This is a genomic window from Flagellimonas alvinocaridis (assembly GCF_965248585.1).
Taxonomy (GTDB): Bacteria; Bacteroidota; Bacteroidia; order Flavobacteriales; family Flavobacteriaceae; genus Flagellimonas; species Flagellimonas alvinocaridis.
The window spans coordinates 3,189,038-3,215,220 of the sequence record NZ_OZ252111.1 but is presented as its reverse complement, the minus strand read 5'-3'; the positions used below and the strand labels follow the sequence as shown (position 1 = coordinate 3,215,220).

General features: G+C 40.3%; 19 protein-coding genes and 1 tRNA gene. 6 read left to right on the top strand and 14 right to left on the bottom strand.

Annotated elements, in window-relative coordinates; all coding sequences use genetic code 11:
- Positions 1–47: 47 nt before the first annotated feature.
- The 7 genes from ACP14V_RS14425 to ACP14V_RS14395 form a co-directional block, all read right to left on the bottom strand.
- On the bottom strand, positions 48–1,580 hold the full coding sequence (locus ACP14V_RS14425) for a UvrD-helicase domain-containing protein (RefSeq protein ID WP_272608698.1): 1,533 nt from the start codon (positions 1,578–1,580) through the stop codon (positions 48–50).
- Positions 1,561–3,468, bottom strand: a complete 1,908-nt coding sequence (locus ACP14V_RS14420) for an ATP-dependent nuclease (protein ID WP_272608697.1) — start codon at positions 3,466–3,468, stop codon at positions 1,561–1,563. The genes ACP14V_RS14425 and ACP14V_RS14420 overlap by 20 nt, the downstream gene beginning before the upstream one ends.
- 130 nt (positions 3,469–3,598) lie before the next feature.
- Positions 3,599–4,261 (bottom strand): ATPase, encoded by a 663-nt coding sequence (locus ACP14V_RS14415; protein ID WP_272608696.1) that lies wholly within the window; start codon positions 4,259–4,261, stop codon positions 3,599–3,601.
- The gene (locus ACP14V_RS14410) at positions 4,258–4,797 is read right to left on the bottom strand and encodes a hypothetical protein (protein ID WP_272608695.1); all 540 of its coding nucleotides are present in this window, start codon (positions 4,795–4,797) and stop codon (positions 4,258–4,260) included. The genes ACP14V_RS14415 and ACP14V_RS14410 overlap by 4 nt, the downstream gene beginning before the upstream one ends.
- Before the next feature lie 2 nt (positions 4,798–4,799).
- Positions 4,800–5,078: a helix-turn-helix domain-containing protein gene (locus ACP14V_RS14405; protein ID WP_272608694.1), complete on the bottom strand. Its 279-nt coding sequence runs from the start codon at positions 5,076–5,078 to the stop codon at positions 4,800–4,802.
- A gap of 283 nt (positions 5,079–5,361) precedes the next feature.
- Complete coding sequence (locus tag ACP14V_RS14400) at positions 5,362–6,201, bottom strand: RteC domain-containing protein (protein ID WP_272608693.1); 840 nt, start codon at positions 6,199–6,201, stop codon at positions 5,362–5,364.
- A 12-nt stretch (positions 6,202–6,213) separates the two neighbouring features.
- Positions 6,214–8,619: an aminotransferase class I/II-fold pyridoxal phosphate-dependent enzyme gene (locus ACP14V_RS14395; protein ID WP_272608692.1), complete on the bottom strand. Its 2,406-nt coding sequence runs from the start codon at positions 8,617–8,619 to the stop codon at positions 6,214–6,216.
- A 197-nt stretch (positions 8,620–8,816) separates the two neighbouring features.
- On the opposite strand from ACP14V_RS14395, the gene ACP14V_RS14390 reads away from it, so the two are divergent.
- From ACP14V_RS14390 to ACP14V_RS14375, 4 genes are all read left to right on the top strand, one after another.
- Complete coding sequence (locus tag ACP14V_RS14390) at positions 8,817–9,188, top strand: hypothetical protein (protein WP_272608691.1); 372 nt, start codon at positions 8,817–8,819, stop codon at positions 9,186–9,188.
- Positions 9,189–9,238: 50 nt separating this feature from the next.
- Positions 9,239–10,165, top strand: a complete 927-nt coding sequence (locus ACP14V_RS14385; protein ID WP_272608690.1) for a helix-turn-helix domain-containing protein — start codon at positions 9,239–9,241, stop codon at positions 10,163–10,165.
- A gap of 96 nt (positions 10,166–10,261) precedes the next feature.
- On the top strand, positions 10,262–10,714 hold the full coding sequence (locus ACP14V_RS14380) for a MauE/DoxX family redox-associated membrane protein (protein ID WP_272608689.1): 453 nt from the start codon (positions 10,262–10,264) through the stop codon (positions 10,712–10,714).
- A 49-nt stretch (positions 10,715–10,763) separates the two neighbouring features.
- Positions 10,764–11,000: a DUF6520 family protein gene (locus ACP14V_RS14375; RefSeq protein ID WP_272608688.1), complete on the top strand. Its 237-nt coding sequence runs from the start codon at positions 10,764–10,766 to the stop codon at positions 10,998–11,000.
- Positions 11,001–11,373: 373 nt separating this feature from the next.
- Here the strand turns inward: ACP14V_RS14375 and ACP14V_RS14370 are convergent, their stop codons facing one another.
- The 3 genes from ACP14V_RS14370 to ACP14V_RS14360 form a co-directional block, all read right to left on the bottom strand.
- Positions 11,374–13,680, bottom strand: coding sequence for a zinc-dependent metalloprotease (locus ACP14V_RS14370; protein WP_272608687.1), 2,307 nt, complete (start codon positions 13,678–13,680; stop codon positions 11,374–11,376).
- An 81-nt stretch (positions 13,681–13,761) separates the two neighbouring features.
- Positions 13,762–15,171, bottom strand: coding sequence for a RagB/SusD family nutrient uptake outer membrane protein (locus tag ACP14V_RS14365; RefSeq protein ID WP_272608686.1), 1,410 nt, complete (start codon positions 15,169–15,171; stop codon positions 13,762–13,764).
- 17 nt (positions 15,172–15,188) lie between these two features.
- The gene (locus ACP14V_RS14360; RefSeq protein ID WP_272608685.1) at positions 15,189–18,224 is read right to left on the bottom strand and encodes a SusC/RagA family TonB-linked outer membrane protein; all 3,036 of its coding nucleotides are present in this window, start codon (positions 18,222–18,224) and stop codon (positions 15,189–15,191) included.
- A 760-nt stretch (positions 18,225–18,984) separates the two neighbouring features.
- Here ACP14V_RS14360 and ACP14V_RS14355 point away from each other — a divergent pair.
- Positions 18,985–19,365, top strand: a complete 381-nt coding sequence (locus ACP14V_RS14355) for a helix-turn-helix transcriptional regulator (RefSeq protein ID WP_272608684.1) — start codon at positions 18,985–18,987, stop codon at positions 19,363–19,365.
- Between the two features lie 201 nt (positions 19,366–19,566).
- Positions 19,567–22,746, top strand: coding sequence for a sacsin N-terminal ATP-binding-like domain-containing protein (locus ACP14V_RS14350; protein WP_272608683.1), 3,180 nt, complete (start codon positions 19,567–19,569; stop codon positions 22,744–22,746).
- 382 nt (positions 22,747–23,128) lie between these two features.
- Here the strand turns inward: ACP14V_RS14350 and ACP14V_RS14345 are convergent, their stop codons facing one another.
- The 4 genes from ACP14V_RS14345 to trxA form a co-directional block, all read right to left on the bottom strand.
- Positions 23,129–24,364 carry a site-specific integrase gene (locus ACP14V_RS14345; RefSeq protein ID WP_272608682.1) on the bottom strand — a complete coding sequence of 412 codons (1,236 nt, stop codon included), beginning with the start codon at positions 24,362–24,364 and terminating at the stop codon, positions 23,129–23,131.
- A gap of 252 nt (positions 24,365–24,616) precedes the next feature.
- Positions 24,617–24,690, bottom strand: a tRNA-Asp gene (locus ACP14V_RS14340).
- Positions 24,691–24,815: 125 nt separating this feature from the next.
- Complete coding sequence (locus ACP14V_RS14335) at positions 24,816–25,745, bottom strand: DUF58 domain-containing protein (protein ID WP_272608681.1); 930 nt, start codon at positions 25,743–25,745, stop codon at positions 24,816–24,818.
- Between the two features lie 82 nt (positions 25,746–25,827).
- Complete coding sequence (trxA, locus tag ACP14V_RS14330; protein WP_136564614.1) at positions 25,828–26,145, bottom strand: thioredoxin; 318 nt, start codon at positions 26,143–26,145, stop codon at positions 25,828–25,830.
- Between the last annotated feature and the right edge of the window lie 38 nt (positions 26,146–26,183).

The following is a 26,183-nucleotide window of genomic DNA, read 5'->3' as shown; positions in this document are numbered from 1 at the left end:
ATTTATATTAAACTAACTATCTCGGACATCTATTTTTTTTAAATCAATTAGATAATCTCAACATTCAACTCACTTAACTTTTGTTTGGTTTTGTTACCAATAGGTTCTATACAAGAAATACATAGAACTTTTCTAGCCCTACTAAAAGCAACATAACCTAACCTTGGATAATCACTGGTGTTTTTATCATTATGCGAATCCCTAACATCAACGTTTGTTTCTAACCATAGATTGAGCTCATTCTCTGTTTTTGCAACGGCTAGAACTGCATCAACCTCCAAACCTTTAAATCTGTGTATGTTTGATACCATTAATGCATCAGTTCTTTTCTGAGCCTCGATAGACATCCTTAGATTATCTATTTTAAAGGGTATTCGATTTTTAGCTTGAAGTTTTAGTGTTTCAGTTATAAATTTTACAAATGTATTCTCGTTGGTAATTTCACCTTTTCTAATAGCTCTTACTATTTTCACGCATTTCACACGTAGTTCAAAAGGTGTTTCTTTGTACTTCTCACAGTATAATGATTGACTTGTATCCAAAACTGCTAAAAGAGTGTCTTTGATTTCATTTATGGGAGATACATTTATGGACTTATCTGGAGATATATAATTTCCATTTAAAGCGGCAATTGCCTTTTTTACTAAATGATTTTCCTTAGCAATAATACCCCGTTCTTCAAAAGAGATGCGGTGCTTTTCACAAATCGAAAAAAATGATGGTAGCATCTTTGTTATATCAGCTGATACGTTAATAAATTTGACACCCTCTCCAGTTATAGAGTTAACCCTTTCCTGTTCGAATGTTTCATCTCCATACCTCCTTTGGCTGAAATTGTTTAAAAAATCAACAATGGGCTGTGCTGATCTACGATTAGATTTATTTAGTGTTGTAATATATTGTGAGTTTCTCGAAGCCTTTAGAATTGGAAGGTTATTGAATTTTTTTATTGAGGAGTCAAAACTTTGAATATATTGCTCAGGATCACCTACACAATAAATAATGGTTTGCTTTTGTTTGCGAAGCCCTTCAATAATTCCAAATATTTTATTGTTAGTGTCCTGAAATTCATCAACAAAAAGGTATTGAATTCGGTAACCTATTATTTCTTTTATGCGCTTGTTACTAAAACACTCCTCTGCAAGAACTAATGTTTGGTCATAGGTAATGTAACCGTCTTTGAGCAAAGCACGTTTTACTTTACTGCGGATAGCACTAATAGCTTTTATATCATCTGGTTTTTTCTGACTCTTGAACAACTTTTCTAAAACATTTTCTGTACCACACTGAATGAACAATTTTTCACCTTTTATTTCATTGTTATTTATGCTCGCATATGGAATAACAATAAATCTATTTAGGAATGAATGGGTGGTGCCAATAAAAAGGTTTGGAGGAATTGATATTCTTTTGGAAAGTCGTTTTTTTATGTTCTGAGTTGCGGAATTTGTATATGTGATTACCACCATATACCGATGACTCTCAAGGTTAGGCAAAGTCTTTATTATTTCATCAACCATCCCATGGGTCTTTCCAGCTCCTGGTCCGGCTATTACCAATTTAGGTTTTACTACCTGCATCTAATTTAGTTTTAGGCAAGTGAATGTTATCTATACCTTTGACAATGTAATCTGGTATTAAAAATCCTGAATCATCTTCGTGCAGTTTTAAAGAAAGCTGTAATGCAAACTCACTTTTATATCCAGCTATTAGAGAAAAAAACGGTTCAATCGATATAGAATTTTCTCCAATACTATGTACCAATTCTTTACCTGCAATTGGTCTCACTGTTTTTAAAACCTCACATAAAATATCTTTACCGGAGCCTGAACTATTAGACGCTATAATGTCCTTTTCAAAGGTTGATAGTGTAGTTACCCGAACATCTATTCTTGAATCAGTTTCATATTCCTTTTGAAGTGCTTCTCCACGATTTTCATTCTTAGTACCTGTGTCTCTATCGGTGAGAACTAAGCATCTGGTATGAAAGCCATTTTTAATGACAGCCAGAAAATTTTTAAATGCTAGGCCATTGACATTAACAACGGCACAAGAAGTTTGTTCGATAGTTTGTTTTGTATGTATTTTATAAAAGGTTGGAAACAATAGTTTTTCCGAAATTCCTTCAACTAAAACCAATTTTCTAGAATAGAACAAGTTTATATTTTCTGAATCGAGGTACTTTTTTAAGTAATTAATTTGGCTTTTTTCTTCAACACTATCACCGAATCCTTCTAGTATGTAATGAGGTTGAACTTTATTATCCTTATAATGGAGTACCACCGTGTTTTCAAAATCAATCTTTGTTGTTATATGATTGGAATGCGATGTTAGTATAAGTTGAATGTCTTTTCTAAATTTTCCTTCACTATCCTTGATTAAAGTTTCTATATTTTGAGCAAGATGATTTTGGAGGTTAGCATGTAAATGTGCTTCAGGCTCTTCAAGACCAACAATTCTGAAATATGTTGACTGCAACCTTTTAGGGTCTTCAATAAAAGAAAGCATGAGAGAAATAAATAGAAGATTATTTCTTCCTGTTCCATTACGCTCAATCTTTATTGGACTATCATTGTAAATAAGACTTAATTTGCGTAATAAATCCTCTACATTGGGTAAAGCGAAGATTAGGTCGACAATGTTGTTTGAGTTCTCGGTGCTTAAAGATATTTTATCAAGTTGTTCTGAAATGCGGCTTTTTATTCCAGAAATTGCATCATTATCTTCAATGGCTTTCTGTAGACCAACAAGCTGCTTTTTTAAGTCTTGATAATCTGTTTCTTCGTTTGCATTAAGTACCCTAAAAAGTAAGCGATTGTTTTGATTTGCAGAAAGCTCGACCTTAGCATCTCTTAGAGCATCTAAAAGTTCAAACTTTAATTGATTTAAATGGTATACGTTTGCTAACGTTTCATTTTGATTTCCTCCATAGATACGATAATGATATTTTGAAATAGGAAAGTTTAATAAATTCAATATTTCATTTTCTGGGATTTTCGAGTATTCTTCTGAACCTATTTCTTCTTCGTATTCCTTTAAAAATTTTCTTTGTTGTTCAATTTCCTCAATGGGTTTAAATGATGATATTGGCGCAAAAGAATATGTTAAGGTTGCTTCAGTAAATCCTGTGTTACTTGTCCATTCAGTAACTATTGCCTCTTGTTTTTCATCAAAATCAGTTAAAATAGCTTTGATCTTAATGACTGGGTATTTTATTTTGTCACTTGGTATTTTTGTATTTACAATTGCTTTTTTAAGAGCTAAAATTGATTCATAATTAAAATCAGAAACCTCTAGTGTTCGTTTTTTGAAAAATGAAACTTCTTGACTAAATATCAGCCCTAGAGAATCAAGCAGATTTGATTTGCCTATATTGTTTTCTCCTATTATTTGGGTAAGTGGTTTTAAATCAATTGAAAACTGCTTAAAATTTCTATAGTTTTCGATTTCTAGTTTTGATACATACATAATTTAGTATTATCGCTATAAAAACAATAAAAAAGCCAATGAAATACCATTAGTTCAATAATGCTTAAAAATTTAGAGGGGAGATATAAATATATCTTATTTAAAAGTCTTTTCCTACAAAATTTGAATTTTAAATCCTCTTATCTCTACTCCTGTTTTCAAAAGCCACCAAATTAAAAAGTTCCCGCATCCTTGAACGCACTCGATTTCCATAGCGTTCCTCCAACTCCTCAGCATTGAGATTGGTTGTGACATGTGTCTTACGTTTCTCATTGATAAAGAGCTCATGACGGGATAGCAAAATCTCACCCATAACGTTACAGTCTTGGCCAAAGTGCCGCCCAATGGGTTCGGCCCCTAAGTCATCAAAACAGAAGAAATGGGAATTTCCATAATCCTCGATGGTCTTATAGCCGATATGATTAAAACCAAACACAATGTTCCGGCAGGGAATGACCTCATAGGGTCTTTGATGGGGGACAATGTGTTTCAATAGTTTCATAAGGCTGGTCTTGCCGCAGCCGACAGGTCCTGACAAGAGGAGGCCTTTGTTGATATCGATTCCCATTTGTGAGCAACGGGCCTTGTCCTGGATAAAGTAGAGACAGAGCTTGTAGAGGATATCCCGATCTTCTCGATGGATTTTGAACTTTTTACCGAACAAGAGTTTGCCTTTGGCGTCAAGGTAGATCAAGATTTTTTCAAAATCATAGTGAATTTCCCTGCCATTGAGGGTGCCTAGTGGATATTGGACGGCTCCCTCGGTGATGATATGTGGAGCACTGTATTTCACAAGGGTTCGTTATAATTTTTATGCTTTTTGGTCTTTAAGTTGTCCTGATATGGGACACTAGGCTTCTGTTTGGTTCCGTTTTCTAAATCCTCAAAATCCAAAATTTTAAAATCAGCCTGTTTGTTATTGTTTTTTTGGTTTTCTATGGTTTGTATATGTTTGTTTATAGGTACCACTGCTTGTCCATTGCTTGTCCCGATATTGGTACGGCTTTGGTCCACCACTTGTCCACTACTTATCCCAAAATCGAACATCTTGATACGGCTCCCCTTAAAAGGATTATGGGATGGGGTATAGACGATATAGCTCCAATGGTCGAGTTCCTTGATGCATCGATGATAGGTGGATTTGGACCCGATCTTGGCATACTGCATAATTTCACCCCGGTTGATAAAGAATTCCGATTTAAAGAAGTTGTTGTTCCAGAATTGGAACAACGCCACATAAAGACTGATATGGGTTGGGTTCAGCCGGCTGTCCTTGGAGAATTGTCCAAAAACCCCATTGAGGTGTTTTATATAGTTGACTTCTTCCAAACCTAGATGCGGTTATGGATCTTGTTCTGCTCCAATACTTCCATGATTTCATGGTACTCGTAATACAGGACCCCGCCGACTTTGGTGTATGGGAGGGTGCCGTTGATGCGAAGGTTCTGCAAGGTGCCAGGCGAGATACCCAGCAGTTCCCGGACCTCATTTGATTTAAGCCATTTTTTGTTCGATTGTTTGTTTTGGTTGTTCAATAAATATTTAATGTCCTCCAGCAGTTCGACTTTGAACTCCATGAGGTCTTCGGTGGTAATGATGGTAGCTCCCATGTGTTTTGTGTTTTAAAGGAAGGACCACCTCCTGAATATCAAGTCAATTGATGGCCCATCCATAGATTTGACTTTCATCACAAAACTGAAAAAGCATTTTGGAAAAACTTCCCAAGTTGGTACCAACTTGGGAACGATTTTTTTGCCATACAATTTGTATCGATTTGGGCACAATTGAACTTTTCATTGGTGTCAAAAAGCCTAGAAATTGTAAAAATCCGACCTCAAAACGGCTGAAACCCAAAAATACCAAGTTGGTACCAACTTGGGAAAAATCCGGATGCTATTCTTCGAGGGATTCCATCCGCTGGTTCAGCAGCTCTATAAGCCGATCCAAAAACCGAGTCCGACTGCTCTTCCGTGAGCGGATATCAATAAAGGTGTGATAATAATTGCCTAGGTCCACATTGTAAAAGTACTCGAAATGTGAGGCCAGTTCTTTGATATCAACGGTACCACCATTGATGCATTTACTGGTATGCAGGGCATATAGGAGCTCGATTAGCTCCGTCTTGCCCCCGGTCCAAAATAATTTTGAGGGTTTTTCCATAGGTGTGTTCTTAGTAGGTTCCATATTGTTGTTGAGGTCGTCCACTTCCTTTCTTAGGTAAACAATGAGCATGTCATAGGCCATGATGGTGGCCACGGTACCGTCCTGACAGGTGGAAAACTGGTCATCGATTAAAAAGTGAAAGGATTCCAAGGGCATGCGCAGGTCCCGATTGCCCCGGACAAAATACTGTTCGTCCATGGACATGGCTCCGCGCCGGTAATAGTTATAAAATTCCAAATTATCGTTAAAGAAGGTCTGCAGCTTATCTATCTGTTGCTGGAGGTATTTGACCTGGGCCACATCCTTTCCACGGGGCCGTTTGCTCTCAATGCTGAAAAGTTTGATGTAATAGATGAGCTTGCTAAAGATCTGGGGCTTTACATGCTTAAAAAAATAGATTTCATCGGCCTGTGTCTCAAAATCCTTGCCCACAATCTGCTTTTGCAGTTTACGGATACATTTTTCCACTAGTGCAATGCCCTTCTCCGCTTTGAAGAGGATATCGCCGTTCCCGCTTTCCAAAGTTTCCAACTGGCCTTCAAATTCCGATAGCAGTTTTTGGTATTTCATGACAACCGTCCTTTACTGTTGCCCTTCCATGACCCCTATCATTTCCAAGATAAAATTGTCATTGGTTTGGAGATAGGCATATTTCTCATATACCATTGCTCCCAGTTTTCTTTTTTCAAAAGAGGCGGTCATCCCAAAATCGATTTTGGGGATTTTGATGGCTATTGCCCGTTCAATGGTTCGATACAATAATTGACGGTAGGTGGAATAGTTTTCCAAAAGGTCATATTCCATGCCCACAAATGCAGGAACATAGACATTTCTCTGATTGATATAACAGAACATCACCCCGAGAATGGTATTGGGTTTCCCCTTAGGGGTCAGTACGATAAATTCCCAAAGTTCATTGTCGTTCATTTCTTCAAATAGTTTTTCGGGAAATGAAAAGGTGTTCAAGCCAAGATTTCGTTTTTGTACCTCCCCAAAAAGACGTTTGAATTCCTGTATTTGGATAGTATTGGCCTTGGGAATGATCTCGCATTGTACCAACTCGAAAAAAGGTTGGATATCTTTCCGGTAATGCCTTCGGTTTCTGGAAGATAATTGTTCAATATACTTCGTCATGGAATCGACCCCCGTTAAGTCCAGGGTACAGGAGTTGGGCATCTGCACCCGCAAGAACCCATGGCCATACAGCGTTTCATGCCAAGAGGTCCTTGCCCCAAAGTCTCGCAAAACGGTCATTTTTGCCCCGAATTGGTGTTCAATTTTTTCAAGGAGTTCCAATAGGGCACCTGTAGCTTCTTTACTGGATTGATGTGATTCATCCCAATAGCGGTGGTTGCCTTCGGTGAACAAGCAGCCCAAGGACAGGACCATGGACGATAAATGATAGGGGTTTTCTTTCCGGTCTTTTTCAATGACGGCAGATATTTGTGCCTGAGCGAGCATATCATCCTTCCACAGGGAAAGGGTCATAAAGGTCACCAAGATGGGAATGCCGTGGGAATCCTTTATGATTACATACCGGAACAACCAATTGTGTTCCTTTTGAGAGTTTCCATGAAATGCCTCTTCCAAAAATTTCAGTCCTTCCCAATCGTAGACACCTTGACTTACCATATAACGGTTCCATTGTGTTTGATCGACTTGATCGATGGTGTCGAAAATTTCGATGGTCAGTTCGGATGACGTTTGAGATTTACTTTGGGTGTTGTGTTCCAATTTAAAGGCATGGAAGACCCTTTCGGAATTTGTTTGGGTGTCTTCCAAGGCCAATGGAAAATGATATTCCATGGCTTCTACCAGTCCTTTGATTTCCTTCCTTTGATTATGTCTTGAAATGGTGATTCGTACCCCGGTGTTCTTGACCGGTACTGCGGGAAAAATACCCAGATTGACATAGTAGCCCTCACGCATCAATCGTTTCACAAAATTGTAACCGGTCTTGGGCATTCCAGTACCAATGTAAAATACCGGGGATTCGTTTTGATCTATCAATGGTAATTCGGTGGAGGAGAGACATGCATTGAAATAGTCGATGCGTTCCCGCAATTCTTGCTGAAGCTCATGGATCTCGGGGGAAAGATGAATCTGTGCGGAGGCCATAGCAGCGGCCACAGAAGCCGGTTCCAATTGGGCGGAAAAGGTCAGCGGCCCACCAAAGATCTTTATCTTTTCATACGTTTTCGGGTTGGAACAGACCAATACCGCACCACTTGCCCCAAAGGTCTTGCTCAGTGTACCGAAGAGGAGCACATTTTCTGGTAATTCTCCTAATTGGTCCAGGACATACCCTGTCCCATTTTTACCGACCCAACTCATCCCATGGACATCATCAAAATAGAAGTGAAGTTGCGGGTATTTTTCAGACAGCGCCATCAATTCCCTGACGGGGGCATAGTCTCCGTACATCGAATAGATGCCATCCGCCATATACCATATGTGTCTTTTGGAATGTTGGTACTTTTTGATTTTGTCCTCCAGCATCTCCAGGTTATTGTGGCGTATCATTTCGATGGGTACGCTTCGTGTCTTTAACATCTTGGCTGCATTCTGTACACTCCAATGTACCTGATGGTCCAAAATGATCACATCATTATCATCCACTGCACTGGGTATGACACCCAAATGTCCAAGTGTGCTGTTTTTTGTAATGACTATGGGCTGACCGTACATTTCCTGAATGTAATCCTCCAGTTCCTTGTAAAGCGGATTGGAGATATAGGATTTGGAAAGTGGAAATTGGGTTCCGTATTTTTCTATGGCATTCATGGCCGCTGTCTTCAATCTACTATCCTGTTCAAGTCCTAAGTAACCCGTAGTCCCAAAATGGTAGAGATTCCTGCTCCCAACTTCTATGGTCCTACCGGAAAAGGAGTTGCCCCCTGCATAAAGGTGCAATACCCCAGCTTGCTTTGCATCGGTGAATACTTCGTGTACGGTATTCAAAAAATTGTGGTGTTTGATCTTTGCCATATGGTTTGGTTTAAATTGTCCTAAAAAGTAATGGCATTTGTAGGATTATAGGTAGTTCAAAATAGTTTTACTCCGTTTCAATCAAGCATTATTCCGTTTCAGTCAAGTCAAAGTCCTTTATTTTAAAGTAATAGAGATGTACAACAAATCCTTTAATTCAATTTTTGTAAATTCAAGGTTTTACCAGTTTTCACCACATGAGGAAGTCACATGAAAACAAATACGCCATTTATCTTTTGACCGATGAACTGCTCCATATCATATACAAGGAAGACCAGTGTATCGATTTAAAAGCTGCACAATTGATCGTCAGGGATCGAATGATGCTCCAAAATGGAAGGAAAATGCCCGTGCTCTGTGACATCCGTGAGGTGAGAAGGATTAATAAACCTGCGAGGGACTATTTGGCCTTGGAAGGTTCGCAATGGATCACTGCCTTGGCTTTCTTGGTCGACCCTCCTGTCACGGATGTAATCAGTAGCATGTACTTAGGTACTCATGCGCAAGATATACCGACCAAGTCCTTTACATCAAAATCGGAGGCCTTGGCCTTTCTAAAAACGGTTTGAACAAAAGTTGAAATGACTTGGTGTTCAACCACTATTAATATGACTCAACCATGCCGAACACTGACGATTTTAGGGTAAAGCGCATCCATAGGATGCTTCTGGAAATGGCCAAAGGCAATTTCTTTTACAGCTTGGAACCCACCAACAAAAATGACAATATCTCTTCTTTGATCATTATGCTCAACATGGTCAACGAAGAAATCAGGGCCTCTTTCATCCATCAAGGTTTTGCCAATGCCCATAACACACCCCAATGCATTATTCAATTGGCATTGCTTATGGATTCCAAAGGGAATATAGAGATGGTCACCAACGGTTCCTGCTCCCTTTTGTCAGTTCTGCCAAAGGAAATCATTGGAAAGAATATCACGGATTTCATGACTGAACCATCCAAAGAGATATGGGCAAGAAAGATGGTCAAACATTTGAAGCGGGACCGTTCGGAAACAATCTTGTTTCTGGAACTCATTACAAAGGATGGTCTTTTACTTGCCCAGGATTGTCAAATATCGGTCTACCAGTCTTTGGATGGGAGTGGTCAAAAAGTTCTGTTGAATTCTGTCTTCTTTTCCAAAGGGGAACCCTTTGGAACGAGCCTTCCCAAAAATAAACTCAAGGTGACCAAGGGGATTACAGAACATAAGGTCACTTTGACGCCTGAAGACATCCAAATGCTTAGGGAAGTCCATGATATGATTCTAAATAGTCTGGACAAGGACCTACCATTGCTTAAAGACCTTGCCCTTCAAATGGGTACCAATGAATACAAATTGAAATATGGGTTCAAACAACTCTATGGTACTACCATCTTCCGTTTCCTGACCCAAGAACGTCTTAGAAAATCAAAGACCTTGATCCAGCACAGCAACCTCGCCCTGAAAGAAATTGCCCATATGACCGGGTTCAAGAGTGCTGCCCATTTCTCTCGGGCCTTTCGGAGTAAATATGGTAAGACTCCTACCGATTTAAGAGGTTAACCCGCTCATTACACATGAATTACTCCGTTTGGGTCAAGGATTACTCCGTTTAAAGAAAATTGGACTTCCGAACTTTATCATATCAAATCAAAAGATATGTCAAATAACGGAATCTATCCCAAACTTGTCACCTTGTTCAGCCTTTTGCTGACCATTCTATTCGTTTATACCGCGGTAAGTAAACTGAACCATTTGGACACCTTTCAATTGCGATTGGAAAGGATGCCCTATATCTCGTCCTACGCCTCTCTGATTTCATTAGGTGTGCCCTTTCTGGAGTTGGTAATCGCTGGCCTATTGTGGTTTTCTAAATACCGAACCATAGCACTTTATGCCAGTTTTATTCTATTGGGGTTATTCACTACCTATATCATTATAGTTCTAAAGCACAGTGATTCCATCCCATGCTCTTGTGGTGGGGTCATTTCCGCCTTGGGATGGAAGGACCACATACTATTGAATATCACCTTTATGGTCCTTGCCCTATTGGGAATTCTTTGGTCGAAGAAACAATACAACATCCAAACAAATCAAAATACTGTGCAGTAGGGGAAGCCGAAAACCTAGAAAAGAGTAGGCTAAACAATTAAAACATAATATGATGAAAAAACATCTTTTAAAAATCGTTTTACCGGCTTTCGCCATAGTAATGGCGGCTGGCCTAGCCTTTGCCACTGAGGAAAGTAATCTTCCATATGTGGGTTATATCGCAACTGAATCTGGATACGCTGAAATCCAGACAGATTGTCCTAATGAAGGTACAAACCAATGCTATGAGGGGTTAGATCCGGTGTTCAATGACATTGGGCTAACAGACCCAAAGCTCAGGAATTAAATTCCATGATTCATTGATTAAGGTGAGGCTGCCCGAATTGGGCAGCCTCTTTGGTTGAACCAAGTTTAGATTGGGCACTGAATCCAAACCGGGCCTAATCGAATGGGATGTTATATATTGGTTACCCAAAACCTCTCTGATCCTGTAATCAATATTTTACCAGAATTTATTTGAGTATGATGGGATTTATTTATTTGGTATGAAAGGAGTATTCGATGGCATTCCAAGGACTTGCCAAAGAAACTTGATTTTACCTTTAAGTTCAAGGATTTATAGATTTTTTCATAAAGGAAGCCGCCCAGAAATTCCTTCCCAGACGGCTTCATGGCTAATTCAAAACAACGGTCCGTCTCGCATTAAAATGAAACACAAGTCAGGGCCGAAATACCTTTTCCAACTTTGCTAGGCATAAGGCCCATTGTCCCTTTTGCGCTTGATGCGAACTATCTTGCCCTTCTTGAACTTTTTTCTTCAATTGTTTTTTTAACTCCATTAACTGTCCCATCATGATACCCTTGGCATAACCTGTATGTACAAACAATGTTAGATTCATAGTTATATCTTTGGGTTCCTTCTGGATAGCGGCTATCATCAAATCAATATATATTAACTGTAATCCTCGTTTTCTGGGGCTTACCAAAGCATTTTTTTGGTACAGCTCGTTAAAGAATCCCTTTTGCAGTTGCTCCAAATAGTTTTTCAATACCTCTTCGTATCCATTGATGGTCTCCATATGCTGCAACCGTTTCATGAATTGTGGTTTCAACATCTCTTCTATCAATAAGTTTTGGTATGTAAAAACATCATCAGGGTAGGAACTAAGCCGTGAATATGTCATGAATGCCGGATGTACCAACCACTCAGGAGGATCAAAAATCTGGCCCATCAAAAAATCCATGGCCTCCCTTTGAATCCCTAAAGGAAGAGGGTCATACATTTTACCGGGTTGTTCCATCGACTTATAGAAAACGTCATACCCTCCGACCAGTGAGAATACATGCCTCATGGTAAAATACCAAAGTTCGATTGCTTCCTTATAGATCCGATCCACACGTTCATTATCCTTTTGACCTTGATTCAGCTTAGGTAAAAGGGCAATGGCCCGCTCCAGATTTTTCAAGGCCAATTTGGACGCTTTGACCGGGTTGTTGGTCTCAACAACTTCATTGGTCGCAGTAGGACCGATGAAATCACCCAGCATATTGGTATAGCGATACCAGGCAACCGTATCTTGCATTCGGATGACATGTTCGGAACGAACGATCCGATCCTCAATTGAACTATCCTCTGAAAACTCCTGGTACCCCCATCTGATGTAGTATCCATCAGTCGGCCCCACCTTTTGTATCAGTAGGTTTGGAGATACACTGTCCTCGGGTTGGACGATGTTGTTATGACGGGCATAATTCATGATGCTTGGGGTATGCCCCATTGACCTTAACCACTGCCGATCCCTTATTTTTTCGAGGGGATACTTATACTCCCCATAGTTATTATCCTTGATACCCAGGGTATGGCCGATCTCGTGGGCCGTTAAAGATTGGATCAGTTCCCCCAAAAGGTCATCTGGGAAGGGATAGGTTTGGGCACGTTTGTCAAGGGCAGCGCATCGGATAAAATATTCATCCATGAGATTTTCATATGAAGAGCCCAAAAGCACATCGGATTTAATGATTTCCCCAGACCGCTGGTCTATTACAGAATTTACAGTTGATCCACTGGCCTTTTCACCAAAGTGCCTAATGTTTTTGTTCCTTAACCAGCGAATCACAGAATATCCAAGACTATAGCGCGACCAATCATCCAAGGTATCCGCTTCTTTTACGACTATGGCATCCTTAAAACCTGCCGATTCAAATGCCGGGAGCCATTCCTGGATTCCCGCCTTGACATGGGGCCTCCATTTCTTGGGGATATCGGGAGACAGGGTAAAAATGATTGGACTGATCGGCTCACTGATTTCCCTATCCTTATTTTTTTTCTCCAATCGCCAACGGGTAATACTTCCTATATAATTTTGGGTCCTATTGTGACCAACAGTTCTACTTTCGTTCCAATACCCCATTCGATAATCAAACCTCCTGGGTTCCATAGGCACAGGTAATTTCATAAAACTATAGTACACGGGCTGAACAATTTTTGCCCTTCCCTGTTGATGGCCTAATTGTAGCTTGACCATCAGCTCGTTCTTGAGCCATTTTGTATCGATTACCTTGTTCAAATATGGGACCATGGGCTCCTTGGATATCACTTCCCAACCCAAAGATCGATCGAACAACATATCAGTGATATCGAAACGATACCCCGACCCACTTTTCTCCAATATGGGAAAAACACCCAAGATATTCTTTTCCAGATTGGGATCATTTTGGATGGCGATCCATATCCCTGTTTCCGACCATATCCTGGGTTCCTCCAATACAATTTGGTCCCCAGACTTTTTAAAGAGCACCTGTTTGGTTTCGTTGGTATGTAAACGTCCAATTCGTGTCAATAGCAAGGGCTCCTCCAATGCGGTTTCGGGCAAATCGATATAGAGTCGCCCTTCCTCTAGGGAGGCGTTCAAAAAAGGGGCATTGGTCGTTCCCTCTTCTTTAGTAGTCCTTGGATGATCTAGGAATTGTGTCCATCCTAGGATGGGTATCCAATAAAAGACCAATATCCATAATAAGTTTTTCATTGTTCCTTTGTTTAAAGGACACTCCTCCGTCACAACTGCCCCCATTCCAAGGCAATTGATAGAAGGGGCAAGTCCTTCCATTTAATATCCTTGATTTTGTGGTAAGAGGTTGGGGTTGGCCTCCAACTCCATCTCCGGTATTGGCAACAGGGTATCAGAATCCTCCCAGTAAGGCTTTAGCATTCCAAGTACTATTGTTGCCCGATTGGTTCGTTTGAGATCGAACCAACGGTGTCCTTGTTCGGTGAACAGTTCAACCCTTCTTTCAGCAAGAATGGCCTCCAAAAGCCTACTTTCCGAATCGGCCATGATATCTTGGAGTCCCGCCCTATTTCGAATCACATTTAGGTCCTTACGTGCTCCAACCAAATCGCCTAAATGAGTCCGGGATTCCGATCGGATCAAGTATTGTTCCGCCAATCGAAATTGGATGGAATGTTCAAGGGACTCGGTGACATCGAATTGGGCCTTGTACTTGTGAGGAAAATAAAGTGTAATTGTTTCCTCGGCATTCATTATACTATCGACCCATTCCGACCTTCGCCCATCGCCATCCTCAAAAGCGGACATAAGTCCATTGGTCAAGGCGAAAGACTGCCCTGGAATGGAAGGAATGATCAATTGACTGGCCTCCTGGGTATTTCCGGGGAATTCCCCATGGTGCAACTGCCAAATCGTTTCCGGTGACCCTTTTAGAAAAACCATCCCAAGTTCATCTTCCAAACTAAAGGCCTCTATGAGCTCGGTCGCCTCGGTCGATGCCAATTCCCATTGTTCCGTATAAAGGTATAATCGGGCCAATAGGGCCTTGGCTGCAAAAGAGTCTGCTACTGTTCGCTCTTCATTTTCGATAGTACTCATATCCATGAGCTCCTCGGCCAGCTCGAGATCCGAAATTATCCTATCATAAACCAATACCTCCGGCATTCTTGAAACTTGGTTGTTCGGGGCATAATCTGTACTGGTAATATAAGGTACATCACCAAAAACGGAAACCAAAAGACTATGGATAAAGCCTCGGACAAAAAGCGCCTGTCCCAAAAACCTGTTTCGCTCACCCTCCTCCAAATCAGTTGATTCTTCAAGTCCTTCGACTATGGCGTTGGCACTGTACACAACCGCATATGCTTCACTCCACCATGATAAAACCTCGGCATTGGGTGACAACACCTGGTTTTGATAGAATTCCAACAATCGGGTATTGAAACCATAGTAATCTAGTTCGTCGCTGTAGATGGCCAATCTAGTGGTAAACCCATAATTACCTGAGATCATTCCGTTTTCCCGCATGGAAACATACATATCGGCCATTGCGGACTCCACGGTCGATGCATCTTCGAACACGGTTTCAGAAATCATAATGTTCTGTGGAGGGTCAGCTTCCACAAAGTCCGTACAGCCCACAAACCCAATTAGTGCCCATATCGCAACTATTGTTTTTCGAAAGGACGATGTCCATTTCATTTTCATATACTTCAAAATTATTTTCATGATACTTGTTTTGTTGGTTAGAATCCCACTTTAAGTCCCAATGTCAATTGTCTCAGTGGTGGCAATCGATTATTAAGCGTCTGCTCCGGATCGGGCCCTTTGTACTTGGTAAAGGTCAAGAGGTTCTGCCCTTGCAGATATAAATTGACATCCAGACCATTCACCAGATGGGGCACCTTATAGTTCATCGAAATATGGCGTACCCTGATAAAGGAAGCATCCGACACTGCGGCATTGCTCCTCCTCTGAAGGCTTTCGTTGCTAGCGCCTGGAATCAATCCCGAAGAGGCGATCTGAAATGGTTTTACATCGCCCGGTTCGCGCCATCTATCATAGAAAAGATCGACACTGGCATTTCTTCTGTAACCTGGAACGGCGTTGTCTTGAAGAGGATTATAAGCCTTTTGTTTTTTGAATTGAAGGAAGATATCAAAGGTCAGGTCACCCCAATTAATGGTGTTTCCCAGACCACCATAAAACTTGGGAGCCAAATCTTCTATCCATTGACGGTCTCCACTGCTACTGATGGCTCCGTCCCCGTTATAGTCCTCGATCTCATATTGGCCAGTTTCGGGATTGACCCCCAGGGAATGGTAGAGTTTGACAATGGACAACGGCTCTCCAATAACATAACTATCTGCGAAGGTGGAGGTTTCCAAACCATCATAGCGCAGCAATTTGCTCTTTGGAACTGTTAAGTTAAATGTCGTTGACCATTTCAATTTATCCGACACTAAATTGACGGAACGAAAATCCAGTTCAACCCCAGAATTCTCAACCGTAGCATCAAAATTTCCGGTAAGCTCGGGAAAACCGGTTGTTGCGGCCAAGGGTACCCCCACCAGTTGGTTGGAGGAACGGTTCCGATACCAAGAGGCATTGACAAATACCCGGTCCTTAAAAAATCCAAGTTCAAGCCCAGCTTCCAATTTTTTGTTCTCCTCCCATCCAAAATCGGGATTGTAGATGCCTGAAGGGCTCAACGTTGCGATACCACCATAATCCTCTCCTGTGACCGTATAGGTATCCAAGAATTGGTAATCTCCAATATTGTCGCTTCCTGTGGTACCATAGCTGCCGCGTATTTTTCCGAAACTCAGCACGGAACTATCAGTAAACATTGCCTCTTCGGTAAAGACCCAGGCCAGACCAACAGCTCCAAAATTTCCAAATTGCTTTCCGGGGCCAAATCGCGAAGATCCATCCCTCCTTCCGGTAAGGTTCAGGATATACCTGTTCATATGCTTAAGGTTGATCCTTCCAAATACCGCATTATATCTATATTCACTGTCGGTGCTGGAACGCACCTCCACCAGTTCGGCCGCTGTCAGGTTGAAGATCAAGGAATTATTGGGAAAGCCGGTTCCCCGCATGACAAGTTGTTGGGTGGCTTGCTGTTGAAAAGTGGTCCCCAATATCACATCCATGGAGAACCTGCTCCAATCGTGTTTCCATTGTATTTGGGGCTCAACGATCCAGGAAATCCGTTTTGACTCATTGGTGGTCAGATTGGAATAATTTTGAGGGGTAAAGTTGAACCTGGGATTTCTAGTGGAACTTGGCAAGGTCCGGTATGAATCCAAACTATAATCCGTATAGCCTATGCTAGCCCTCACTTGGAGGTCCTCCAATAGTTCATAGGATATCAGCGCATTGGCCAATATCGTATTTGTCTTGGCGCCGAACTTTTCTTCCAATCCCGCCAACGGATTATCCCACGTATTGTTTTCCCAATTAAGGTTTCCATCCTTATCAAATAGCGCAGGTGCATTCGGCGCCAGAGTATAGGCCTGAATGCTAAGGTCTGAGCGTGGCAACAGATTGTCTTCATAGGTGTAGCTGGTGGAGAGGTTCAAACTGAAACGATCATTGTTCGATCGATGGCTGATAGTGTTATGCACAGTGGCCCTTTTATAATTGGCATTCCCAGGAAAGACCGTAGTCTCCTTTAAATAAGATCCACTAACCAAAAACTGGGTACGATCACTGCCCCCAGAAATAGAAAGTTGGGCATTATTGCGATAAGCAGTGCCCCCAATAAGTTCCTTTTGCCAATCGGTATAGCGATCTTGGTCCCATAGTGTGATATCCGGCCAATAAAAGTCATATCTGGGAACTCCCAAAAAACCATCTAGACCATCATTGCTGACCCCTTCCCTTCTCACCTCCAAATATTGATGTGTGTCCATGAGATCCATAAAATGGGTTACCTGTCCAAGTGAGGAACTAAGGTGTGCATCGAACCGAGTTTTGCCTACTTTCCCCTTTTTAGTGGTGATCAACACTACCCCATTGGCCCCTCTGGATCCGTAGATGGCCGTGGCATCGGCGTCCTTGAGCACTTCGATGCTTTCGATATCATTAGGGTTGATGGCATTTAGCGGACTGATATCGCTGTACACGATACTCCTGGAGATGTCATCGGAACCCAGGGATTGGGAGCCAAAGGGTACCCCATCCACAATGTATAGGGGATCGGTAACCCCATTGATGAAATTCCGGCCACGTACCTCAATTTCAAAGCCACCTCCGGGCACTCCGGTATTCTGGACAATATTTACCCCAGAAAGATGGCCTTGCATCGCCGCCAATGGATTGCCTACAGGTTGTTTTTCCATCACCTCGGTCTTGATGGTGGCTATGTTTCCCGTACGTTCCTTTTCAGATACGGTATAATACCCCGCATTGAGTACGACTTCCCCGAGCTGGGTGACATCCTCTTCCATTTGGATATTGATGACAGTTCTTCCGTCAATAGGGACGTTCATAGCTTGAAATCCCACTATGGAAAAGATCAATATGTCATTTGGGCCTGCTTGAATATTATAGGTGCCGTCCATATCTGAAATGGTGCCTCTATTCTTGGACTCCACCACAATATTCACCCCGGCAAGGGGTTCTCCTGTACTATTGGTCACGATGCCGGAAATGGTGGACTGTGGTGGCTCCAAGATATTGCCCGCGTGCATGTGTTGGGCTAATAGGGGAGATATTAGTATATATAAGAGCAGGAAAAGCTTATTCCTGCCTAAACGTATTGGTGATTTCTTCATTATGTTGAGTTCGTTTGATTAAAGCGTTCGTTGGAATTTTAGTTCCCATAGGGCAATTGTTGGACTGCCCAAAAGGGTTTTAGCCACACTGCCCGAAAAGTCAAGACAAAGTCGTAACTTCCCTAAGGGCATTTAGGTTCGGATATAGGCCACCCTGTCCAAGTAGTAATGGTGCCTGGAAATAGGATTCCTAGATGAAAATGACTAAGATTTCGAGTTTGGGCCGGTTGCCCTGAAAGTGTATGCGTCAGTTATGGGACGGAGGATATCGTAAACCGGAAAAATGTTGCGCTTATCCCATAGCTATAGTCGTTGAGTTAGACAGGATTTTTGGGTTTTTTCTTAAAGAGAATATCAAATAGGGTCAGGCCCACTCTAGAACCAGAGCCGACCGAAGATGAATTCTCAATAAAAAAAACAAGCCATTTGTTTCCCATAACCCATTGGTTGGGCGATGCCCCGAAAGATAAAAAGAAACCAAACGCTAAGAAAAAGTTGGGCGTGGAACTCAACTTAACGGAAAGAGGTACTGGTATACCGCGCAACGATAAGAGAGCTCACGCCCGGGTCGTGAGCCTATCTGCTTGTCGTCTCGTTGCTAAAAATTACCAGTTTTCTTTCCGAGATTCAAAGCGATGGCTTCAAATATTGTCTAAATGAAGAATCGCAAATTATGTATTTCTTAGGCAAGATACCAAATAACTTTATTCGATACAAATATGTATCGAATAAATATTCCTCATTTCTCAATTTTTACTGAATGAGGAAATACAGCGGTGTTGAAATAGAATTAATTAATATTCAAATTGGCTGTCTTATAAGATTGGCAAGATTGAAAAAAGGGCTTTCTCAGCTTGATTTGGGACACCAAATAGATTCGAATTCAACCCTTGTAGGTAGAATTGAAAGAGCGGAGGGCAAAACAAGTTGGGAAAAAATTTTCATGTTAAGTAAACAATTAGATGTTAACTTTTATGATCTTTTTGAATTAAAGAAAAAAGATGTCTTGCTATCAATTGTTGATGAAGCGTTACATTATGAGAATAAACTTACTCAGGAGAAGAGGGAATACTATGATTCTCTTAAAATAAAAATTGAGGAAACATATAGTGACTTTATTATGAAACAAAAGTCAAATTAACCACTCGCATATATTTTCCCAATGTATTCTATACTAGAATTTTCTTATATTTAGTTCTCATACTCCCCAAAAGATTTATTGAACGATAAGAAAGCTTTGCTTTGTTTTAAAGAGTAAACTTGGGCATTGCCCACTAAAATGGTTGTATATTCTTAAAAAGATTACCTTTTAAATAAAATTTGTAAGCCTCATAATTTTTGCATGGAATTATCAATTACAAGAGCTAGCCAATATGATAAACATACTCAAAAGAACGATTTAAAAGGGCATGCGGACCGAATTATCCAAGGCATTAAAAAAATCGGATCCACACATGCCAAACGTGCTATTTGGGAACTGTTTCAAAACGCTGTGGACTTAAGTGAACAATGTGAAATCAATGTCAAGGTTACCGATGAAGAGCTCATATTTTCGCACAATGGCGTTCCATTTACGATGCATACTTTGGATTGTTTGTTTACGCAAGTGAGTTCTAAAACCTTAACTGAAAAGAAGCTGGACAGAGAAGAAGCCGACCCCATAGGGCAATACGGGACGGGTTTTATGACTTCACATTCGTTTGGTGATGTAGTAAAAGTTAGTGGAGCCATTAAAGATGAATTTGAAGGCGAAGACGTACAAACCAACTCAGAAGGGCACATCAAGTTTGAAAACCTTGAGATTGACAGAAGCACACAGGATTGGGAAAAATTATGTGACGAAATAAGTAAGCTGAGAAATCAAGTAAAAGAACTTTTAAACCATGCACTAACCGTTGAAGAATTACCCTCAACGGATTTCAGATTTGGTTTCAACAATGACCTTAACAGGAAACGGGCTATTGAAGCTATTGAATCTCTAAAAACAACTCTGCCTTATGTGATGATATTCAATGACCGATTGAAAAAAGTTACGGTCACAGACATTCATGGCACAGCAACAATTTATCAAAAAAACGATTCAGAGGAAAGCTTAGAACACTTCTTCAGCCAGGTGATACGCATTAATGATGAAGAAAAAAAAATCAATTACTTGAAAACGGATAGGCTAACCATAGCACTTCCTTTTACGAGTATTACCAATGAAGGCAACTATTTCGGAATAGCGAATGCCTTACCTAATTCATTGCCTAAGTTATTCTTGTTCTATCCCTTGATTGGAACTGAAGCTTTTGGTTTCAATTTCGTTATTCACTCCAAAAACTTTCAACCAACCGAACCAAGAGATGGCTTGCATCTGAATTCGGAAAACGAAAAGAACAAAATTGAAGAGGAAGCCAACCAAAAATTGATGGAGGAAGCTTCTCAACTCATTTTTGACTTTTTTGAGAATAATCTCTCAAGAGTTAAACAACCGCATTTTTTTGCTGAAATAAACTTTGCTATAAGCTTAGATAATCAGGAACTCAGCGATTATTTCAAAAGTCTGAAAGATACTTGGACAGTCAAGTTTAGAACATTGCCTTTTGTAGAAACACTTTCAGGTCCAATAGCAGCACAAAATGCCGTTTTTCTCGATTCATTGGTTCTTGATGGTGCAACGCCAGAAACTTTAGCTGCCATATACAATATAGCAGGTAGGTTCTTTACTAATCTGCCTAAACCAGACCTTATCCCTATCTGGACAAAACTGACGGATGAATGGAATATACCTGAAATAAATAGAATTGGATTCGCTGATATAGCCGAAAAAATTCAAGAATCAGGAACCATTGAATCTTTTGATAAAGACGAATTGATTCTCTTGTACAAAGAAATGATTTGTAAAGGAGAGGGAGAACTTTTTGCCAACAAGGCACTCTTACCTAACATAAAAGGCGAGTTTAGAAAGCAAGTTGAATTGAGCAAGTCTGTGGAATTGACAGATGAGCTGATTAAAATTGCGGACGTTATAAATCCTAAAATCTCCAATCGTCAGATTGAACCTGATTTTCTTTTAGAAGGTCTTGAATTTGAGCGTTTCGGTAGAAAGGATTACATGGGATTAATCAATGCTTCCTTAGACGAGCATGTTAAAGATGGTACTTGCTCGCATGAACTTCCCGAAAATTATTTAGCAAGATTGATGCAATACGCAAGTATTGTCTCAAGAGAAGATTCCATCAGTGGTCCTGTGCGAGTTATCAAACTAATTGCAGAGCATTATGACTTAACCCTCAATCAATTGGTTCTGCCTATTCTGCCGGGTGAAGATAATATTGATGTGCGTAAAGGTCAATTCGATTTCTTCAAAATTTATCTGAACGATATCAGTAGCAAAGACAAGGAATGGGTTAAAACTAATATTGATGCATTAGCGAAAGTTTTGAGCGAAGCATTTAGTTCAGCTGATGTAAAAAAGTTCTTCTTGAGGTATGATGTTTATCCGAATCAACTTTTTCAGCTTAAACCGATTACATCCTTACATAAAGACAGCCAAATACCTGATTTCGTAAAAGTTTTACACGATAGAGTAGTGGATTCTAACGAACCGGTTAAGTCAAAACTGGCACATTCCGTTATTAAAAATCTGTATGACGAAATGAAATCGACCAGCAGCTTGGATTTAACCAGACAAATTGAACAAAAGTTTTTTGGTGAGTCAGGTAATGAAATCCATATGGAGGAACATCCATACACCTCAGAAATTATTGATATCATCAGAAACTTCAAGGAAGATCAACCTCTATACGAGACATACGTAAAAATTTTCCCTGCCACACACCGTAATAAATCTTCTATTTTGGTTCAGCTGGCTGATGGTGAGGCTTCCTTCACAATTCTGAGTCAACATAAAGACGTTATAAAAAAACTGGCTGGAATTGCTAATCATCCACACCTTGATGAATTGCTCAAACTTGGCGAAGATGCTCTAAGAAAAAAACAACAGGATGAAGCCGAAATGCAGTATAAAAAGAAGATTGGCAACCACCTGGAAGATGTGCTAAGAAAGCATCTTGATAAAAATATTAATGCAACAATTACAAGCGAACAAGACGGACAAGACCTAGTCATATATATTGAAGACAAAGCTGTTTATTACATCGAAGTAAAATCAAAATGGTTGGAAACAACACCCATTAGAATTTCACGAAACCAAACCCTTAGAGCATACGAAAACTCAGATTGCTTTGCATTGTGTTCAATTGACATGACTAAATACACTGGAGCAGACAAAAATGAAATAGAATCGGTTGACAGTATTGTGCAATACATGAAATTCAATACAGATGTAGGTAGTAAAGTTGGACATTTAATCGACATCTATTCAAATGCCCATCAAGTAGATAAATTTAGCTTAGATGGAGATTACAGAACACTGATTCCTGCCAAATATATCCTTGGAGGAATTGACTTAGCGAGTTTTGAAAAATCGCTAATTATAGCAATCAAAAATAAGTACGGTAAAACAGTGGGGGTTTAAAAATGAAAAAAGGAATTCACTTCCCTCTCTTCACACAAAAACTCAGAAGAAGAATATGCTGATTTTGTCGATTAAGCTAACCCAATTTTCAAGCACATTGCAACCGCAGGAACTAGTATTGCAATGTGCTTTCATACCAATGTAAAGCCGTAGGTAGTTAATAGAGAATGAAAGCACAACAATTATAACTATTTTTTAGCCCTGTAACATTGTATACACCCTTATTTCATGGGCCTTACTTTTTTAGACACGTCCGTTAAGAACTTAAATTTAATCGGCCTTACAAGTTGAATGACGATTTGTCAAGAAATCTTTCCATAGTTTTCATAATAATAAATGGTTAATTTCAATGTTGTACCAAAAATGACTTATTGATAATGTTTCAAATAGATTTTGCAAACTCCAATAGGGCAGGGTCATTCTTCAACTTTTCCATATCATCAGATATTTTACTGTCCAATACCTTGGCATATATTTGGGTTGTTTTCAAAGAGGTGTGCCCCAGCATTTTACTCACTGACTCAATCGGAACCCCATTGGAAAGGGTAACAGTCGTCGCAAAGGTATGTCTGGCTAAGTGGGTGGTCAAGGTCTTTTTAATCTTACATGCCGAGGCAATTTCTTTCAGATAGGAATTGGTGCGCTGATTGGTGTATACAGGTAGCAATGTCTTTTTTTCGATTACCCTGGGATGTTCTTTGTACTTGTCTATAATGGCCTCTGGAATGCTCAACAAGGGAATACTGCTCAAAACCTTCGTTTTTTTTCTTTTGGTCTTGATCCACTTGCTTCCCTTGATGTCCTTGACCAGGTCATCCTTGGTCAACTTTTCGATATCGGCGAAGGCCAGCCCGGTATAACAGCAGAATAAAAACATGTCCCGCACCGTGTCCAGTCTTTCAAACTCAAATTCTTGCTTTAGCATCGCTTCCAGTTCCTCGTGTGTCAGGAACTCACGTTCTTTTTGTTTCCAACTGGCGGACCAGTGGAAGAACGGATCCCGGTCGATCCATTGATTGGCGTAGGCGATACGGACAATTTTCTTGAAATTGACAATATATTTGGTCGCTGTATTATGGGAACAATTTTTTTTGCTCTTCAAAAAGTAATCAAAACCCGTTATAAACTCATAATCGAGCTTTTTAAGCGGAAAATCCTTTTTTTGGTACTTGTATACTATATAATCAGAGATGTGTGATTTGGCGGCTTTATATCTTTGAAGTGTTCCCGCGGAATATTCCTTGCCCACTAAACTTTCCATTTCATCATTGTGGTTTTGGAATATTTCCAAGATCATATACTGTTTTTGGCCCTTGCCCAAAAAGATGTTCTTAACGGTATCGGCATCCGCATATTCCCCACTACGAACAAGCTCATCATAGATAGAAATGCACTTCGCCTTTAAGGTGTCGAAAAATCGGTTCAATACTAGTATTTCTGGGCCTTTACCACGAACCCTACAGTTGTCGGTGTCCCATCTGGAAAGCTCAATTTGCTTGCCTGTACTGAACTCCGCACGTTTCCCATCAAGGGTGATTCGTGCATATATAATAGATTTTTTGGGTTCCTTAACTACCTTTCGCTTTGGGTAAAAGATGACATTGATTGTTGAAAACATAAGAATAGGATTGAATTAACACTTTGAAGGTACAAAAAGAGGTCTTAAATAAATGTTAACAAATCTTTGCAATAAATTGCAAAACAGATAATTATGGCGATGGAGGTACCTCTGAAACCAGAGTCTTGAGAGGCACCGAATTAGGCACCTTTTATATGGTGTTTTTTGATGTTTTATGGTAACAATGGAAAAGAAAAAAGCCTGTAAACATTTAATTTACAGGCTTTTGCATAAATTTGGAAATATTCCAAGCGGTCTGGACGGGACTCGAACCCGCGACCCCCTGCGTGACAGGCAGGTATTCTAACCAACTGAACTACCAGACCAATGATTTTATCTTGTTAGACTCCCGCAACAGCGGGATTCAAATCTTGTTCATTTGCTTTTTTAAAGCGAGTGCAAATATACACTCTCATTTCGTATTCAACAAAACATTTTTTAAAAATAATGACTAAACAAATTTTTGCCGTTCCACCATGAAGGTATTCAATACTTGTGAGAAATTGGAACGTACATCCACACCAACATATTTGATCTTGTATTGAGCGCACTTCAACCGTAAGGCATTTGTGTAGTTTTGTACCTCTTGGGTGTAGCTTTTTTTGATGTTCCCGGCATATAGATCTATGTGGGCTCCGGTTTCTACATCCACAAAACGTTTGGGGGTGTTTTCAAAATTAAAGTCCATTTCATGTTCCTGGTCCAAAAGGTGGAACAGGACCACGGCGTGTTTGTTGTATTTTAAATGACGAAGCGCTTCAAATAGCTTCTCTTCCTCGGTTTCGGTTTGGAACATATCGGAAAACAAAAAGATAAGGCTTCTGCGATGAATCTTTTCTGCAATTTGGTGTAGAAAGGTATAGGTCTTGGTCACCTGAGATTTATCCTTGGTATTGGATACCTCATTCAATTTGGAATACAGCATCTGAAAATGACGCTCACTGCTTTTTTCGTTTGCATAAAAATTATAATGATCCGAATATATACTCAGGCCCACGGCATCGCGCTGTTTTTTTAAGATTTGCATCAAAGCGGCGATGGACAGAACCCCAAAACCTATTTTGTTGAAGTTGTCTATGGATGGATTTTTTGTCTCTGGATAGTACATGGAGGCCGAATTGTCCAAGATCATATGGCATCGGAGATTGGTCTCGTCCTCATATCGCTTGGTGTAAAGGCGGTCCGTTCTGGCAAACAGCTTCCAGTCCAAATGTTTGGTACTTTCCCCGGGATTGTAGATTTTATGCTCGGCAAATTCAGCAGAAAACCCATGGAACGGGCTTTTGTGGATACCACTGATAAAACCTTCAACAATTTGGTTGGCCAAAAGTTCAAGGTTTTTAAATAAGGGGGCCTTATGAAGTTCTGATCGGATATCCATAAATAGATTCTGATCTCAATATAAAACAAAAAAGGTTTGGCATTTGCCAAACCTTTTTTAAAATCCAAATAGGAATATTGTTTTATAGTGCCGCATCAATGGCGTCAGTATATACTTTTTTGGGAGATACGCCCACTTGACGGTTTACAATCTCACCATTTTTAAATACCAAAACGGTAGGAATGTTACGCACACCATATTTGGCAGCAAATTGTTGATTGGCGTCTACATCTACCTTCCCTACTACAGCCTTTCCTTCATATTCTTGGCTTACCTCTTCGATGATCGGTCCGACCATTCTACAAGGGCCGCACCATGCTGCCCAAAAATCCACTACGACAGGTATGTCGCTTTTTAAAACTACTTCGTCAAAAGTTGCATCTGTTATTTCTAGTGCCATCTCACTTGTTTTATTATTACGCAAAGTTAGTCAAATAT

Bases quoted from the DNA above. Each gene is read 5' to 3' on its own strand.
- ACP14V_RS14425 (WP_272608698.1), bottom strand. From the start codon at position 1,580: ATGCAGGTAGTAAAACCTAAATTGGTAATAGCCGGACCAGGAGCTGGA.
- ACP14V_RS14420 (WP_272608697.1), bottom strand. From the start codon at position 3,468: ATGTATGTATCAAAACTAGAAATCGAAAACTATAGAAATTTTAAGCAG.
- ACP14V_RS14405 (WP_272608694.1), bottom strand. From the start codon at position 5,078: ATGGGAGCTACCATCATTACCACCGAAGACCTCATGGAGTTCAAAGTC.
- ACP14V_RS14400 (WP_272608693.1), bottom strand. From the start codon at position 6,201: ATGAAATACCAAAAACTGCTATCGGAATTTGAAGGCCAGTTGGAAACT.
- ACP14V_RS14395 (WP_272608692.1), bottom strand. From the start codon at position 8,619: ATGGCAAAGATCAAACACCACAATTTTTTGAATACCGTACACGAAGTA.
- ACP14V_RS14390 (WP_272608691.1), top strand. From the start codon at position 8,817: ATGAGGAAGTCACATGAAAACAAATACGCCATTTATCTTTTGACCGAT.
- ACP14V_RS14385 (WP_272608690.1), top strand. From the start codon at position 9,239: ATGCCGAACACTGACGATTTTAGGGTAAAGCGCATCCATAGGATGCTT.
- ACP14V_RS14380 (WP_272608689.1), top strand. From the start codon at position 10,262: ATGTCAAATAACGGAATCTATCCCAAACTTGTCACCTTGTTCAGCCTT.
- ACP14V_RS14375 (WP_272608688.1), top strand. From the start codon at position 10,764: ATGATGAAAAAACATCTTTTAAAAATCGTTTTACCGGCTTTCGCCATA.
- ACP14V_RS14370 (WP_272608687.1), bottom strand. From the start codon at position 13,680: ATGAAAAACTTATTATGGATATTGGTCTTTTATTGGATACCCATCCTA.
- ACP14V_RS14365 (WP_272608686.1), bottom strand. From the start codon at position 15,171: ATGAAAATAATTTTGAAGTATATGAAAATGAAATGGACATCGTCCTTT.
- ACP14V_RS14360 (WP_272608685.1), bottom strand. From the start codon at position 18,224: ATGAAGAAATCACCAATACGTTTAGGCAGGAATAAGCTTTTCCTGCTC.
- ACP14V_RS14355 (WP_272608684.1), top strand. From the start codon at position 18,985: ATGAGGAAATACAGCGGTGTTGAAATAGAATTAATTAATATTCAAATT.
- ACP14V_RS14350 (WP_272608683.1), top strand. From the start codon at position 19,567: ATGGAATTATCAATTACAAGAGCTAGCCAATATGATAAACATACTCAA.
- ACP14V_RS14345 (WP_272608682.1), bottom strand. From the start codon at position 24,364: ATGTTTTCAACAATCAATGTCATCTTTTACCCAAAGCGAAAGGTAGTT.
- ACP14V_RS14335 (WP_272608681.1), bottom strand. From the start codon at position 25,745: ATGGATATCCGATCAGAACTTCATAAGGCCCCCTTATTTAAAAACCTT.
- trxA (WP_136564614.1), bottom strand. From the start codon at position 26,145: ATGGCACTAGAAATAACAGATGCAACTTTTGACGAAGTAGTTTTAAAA.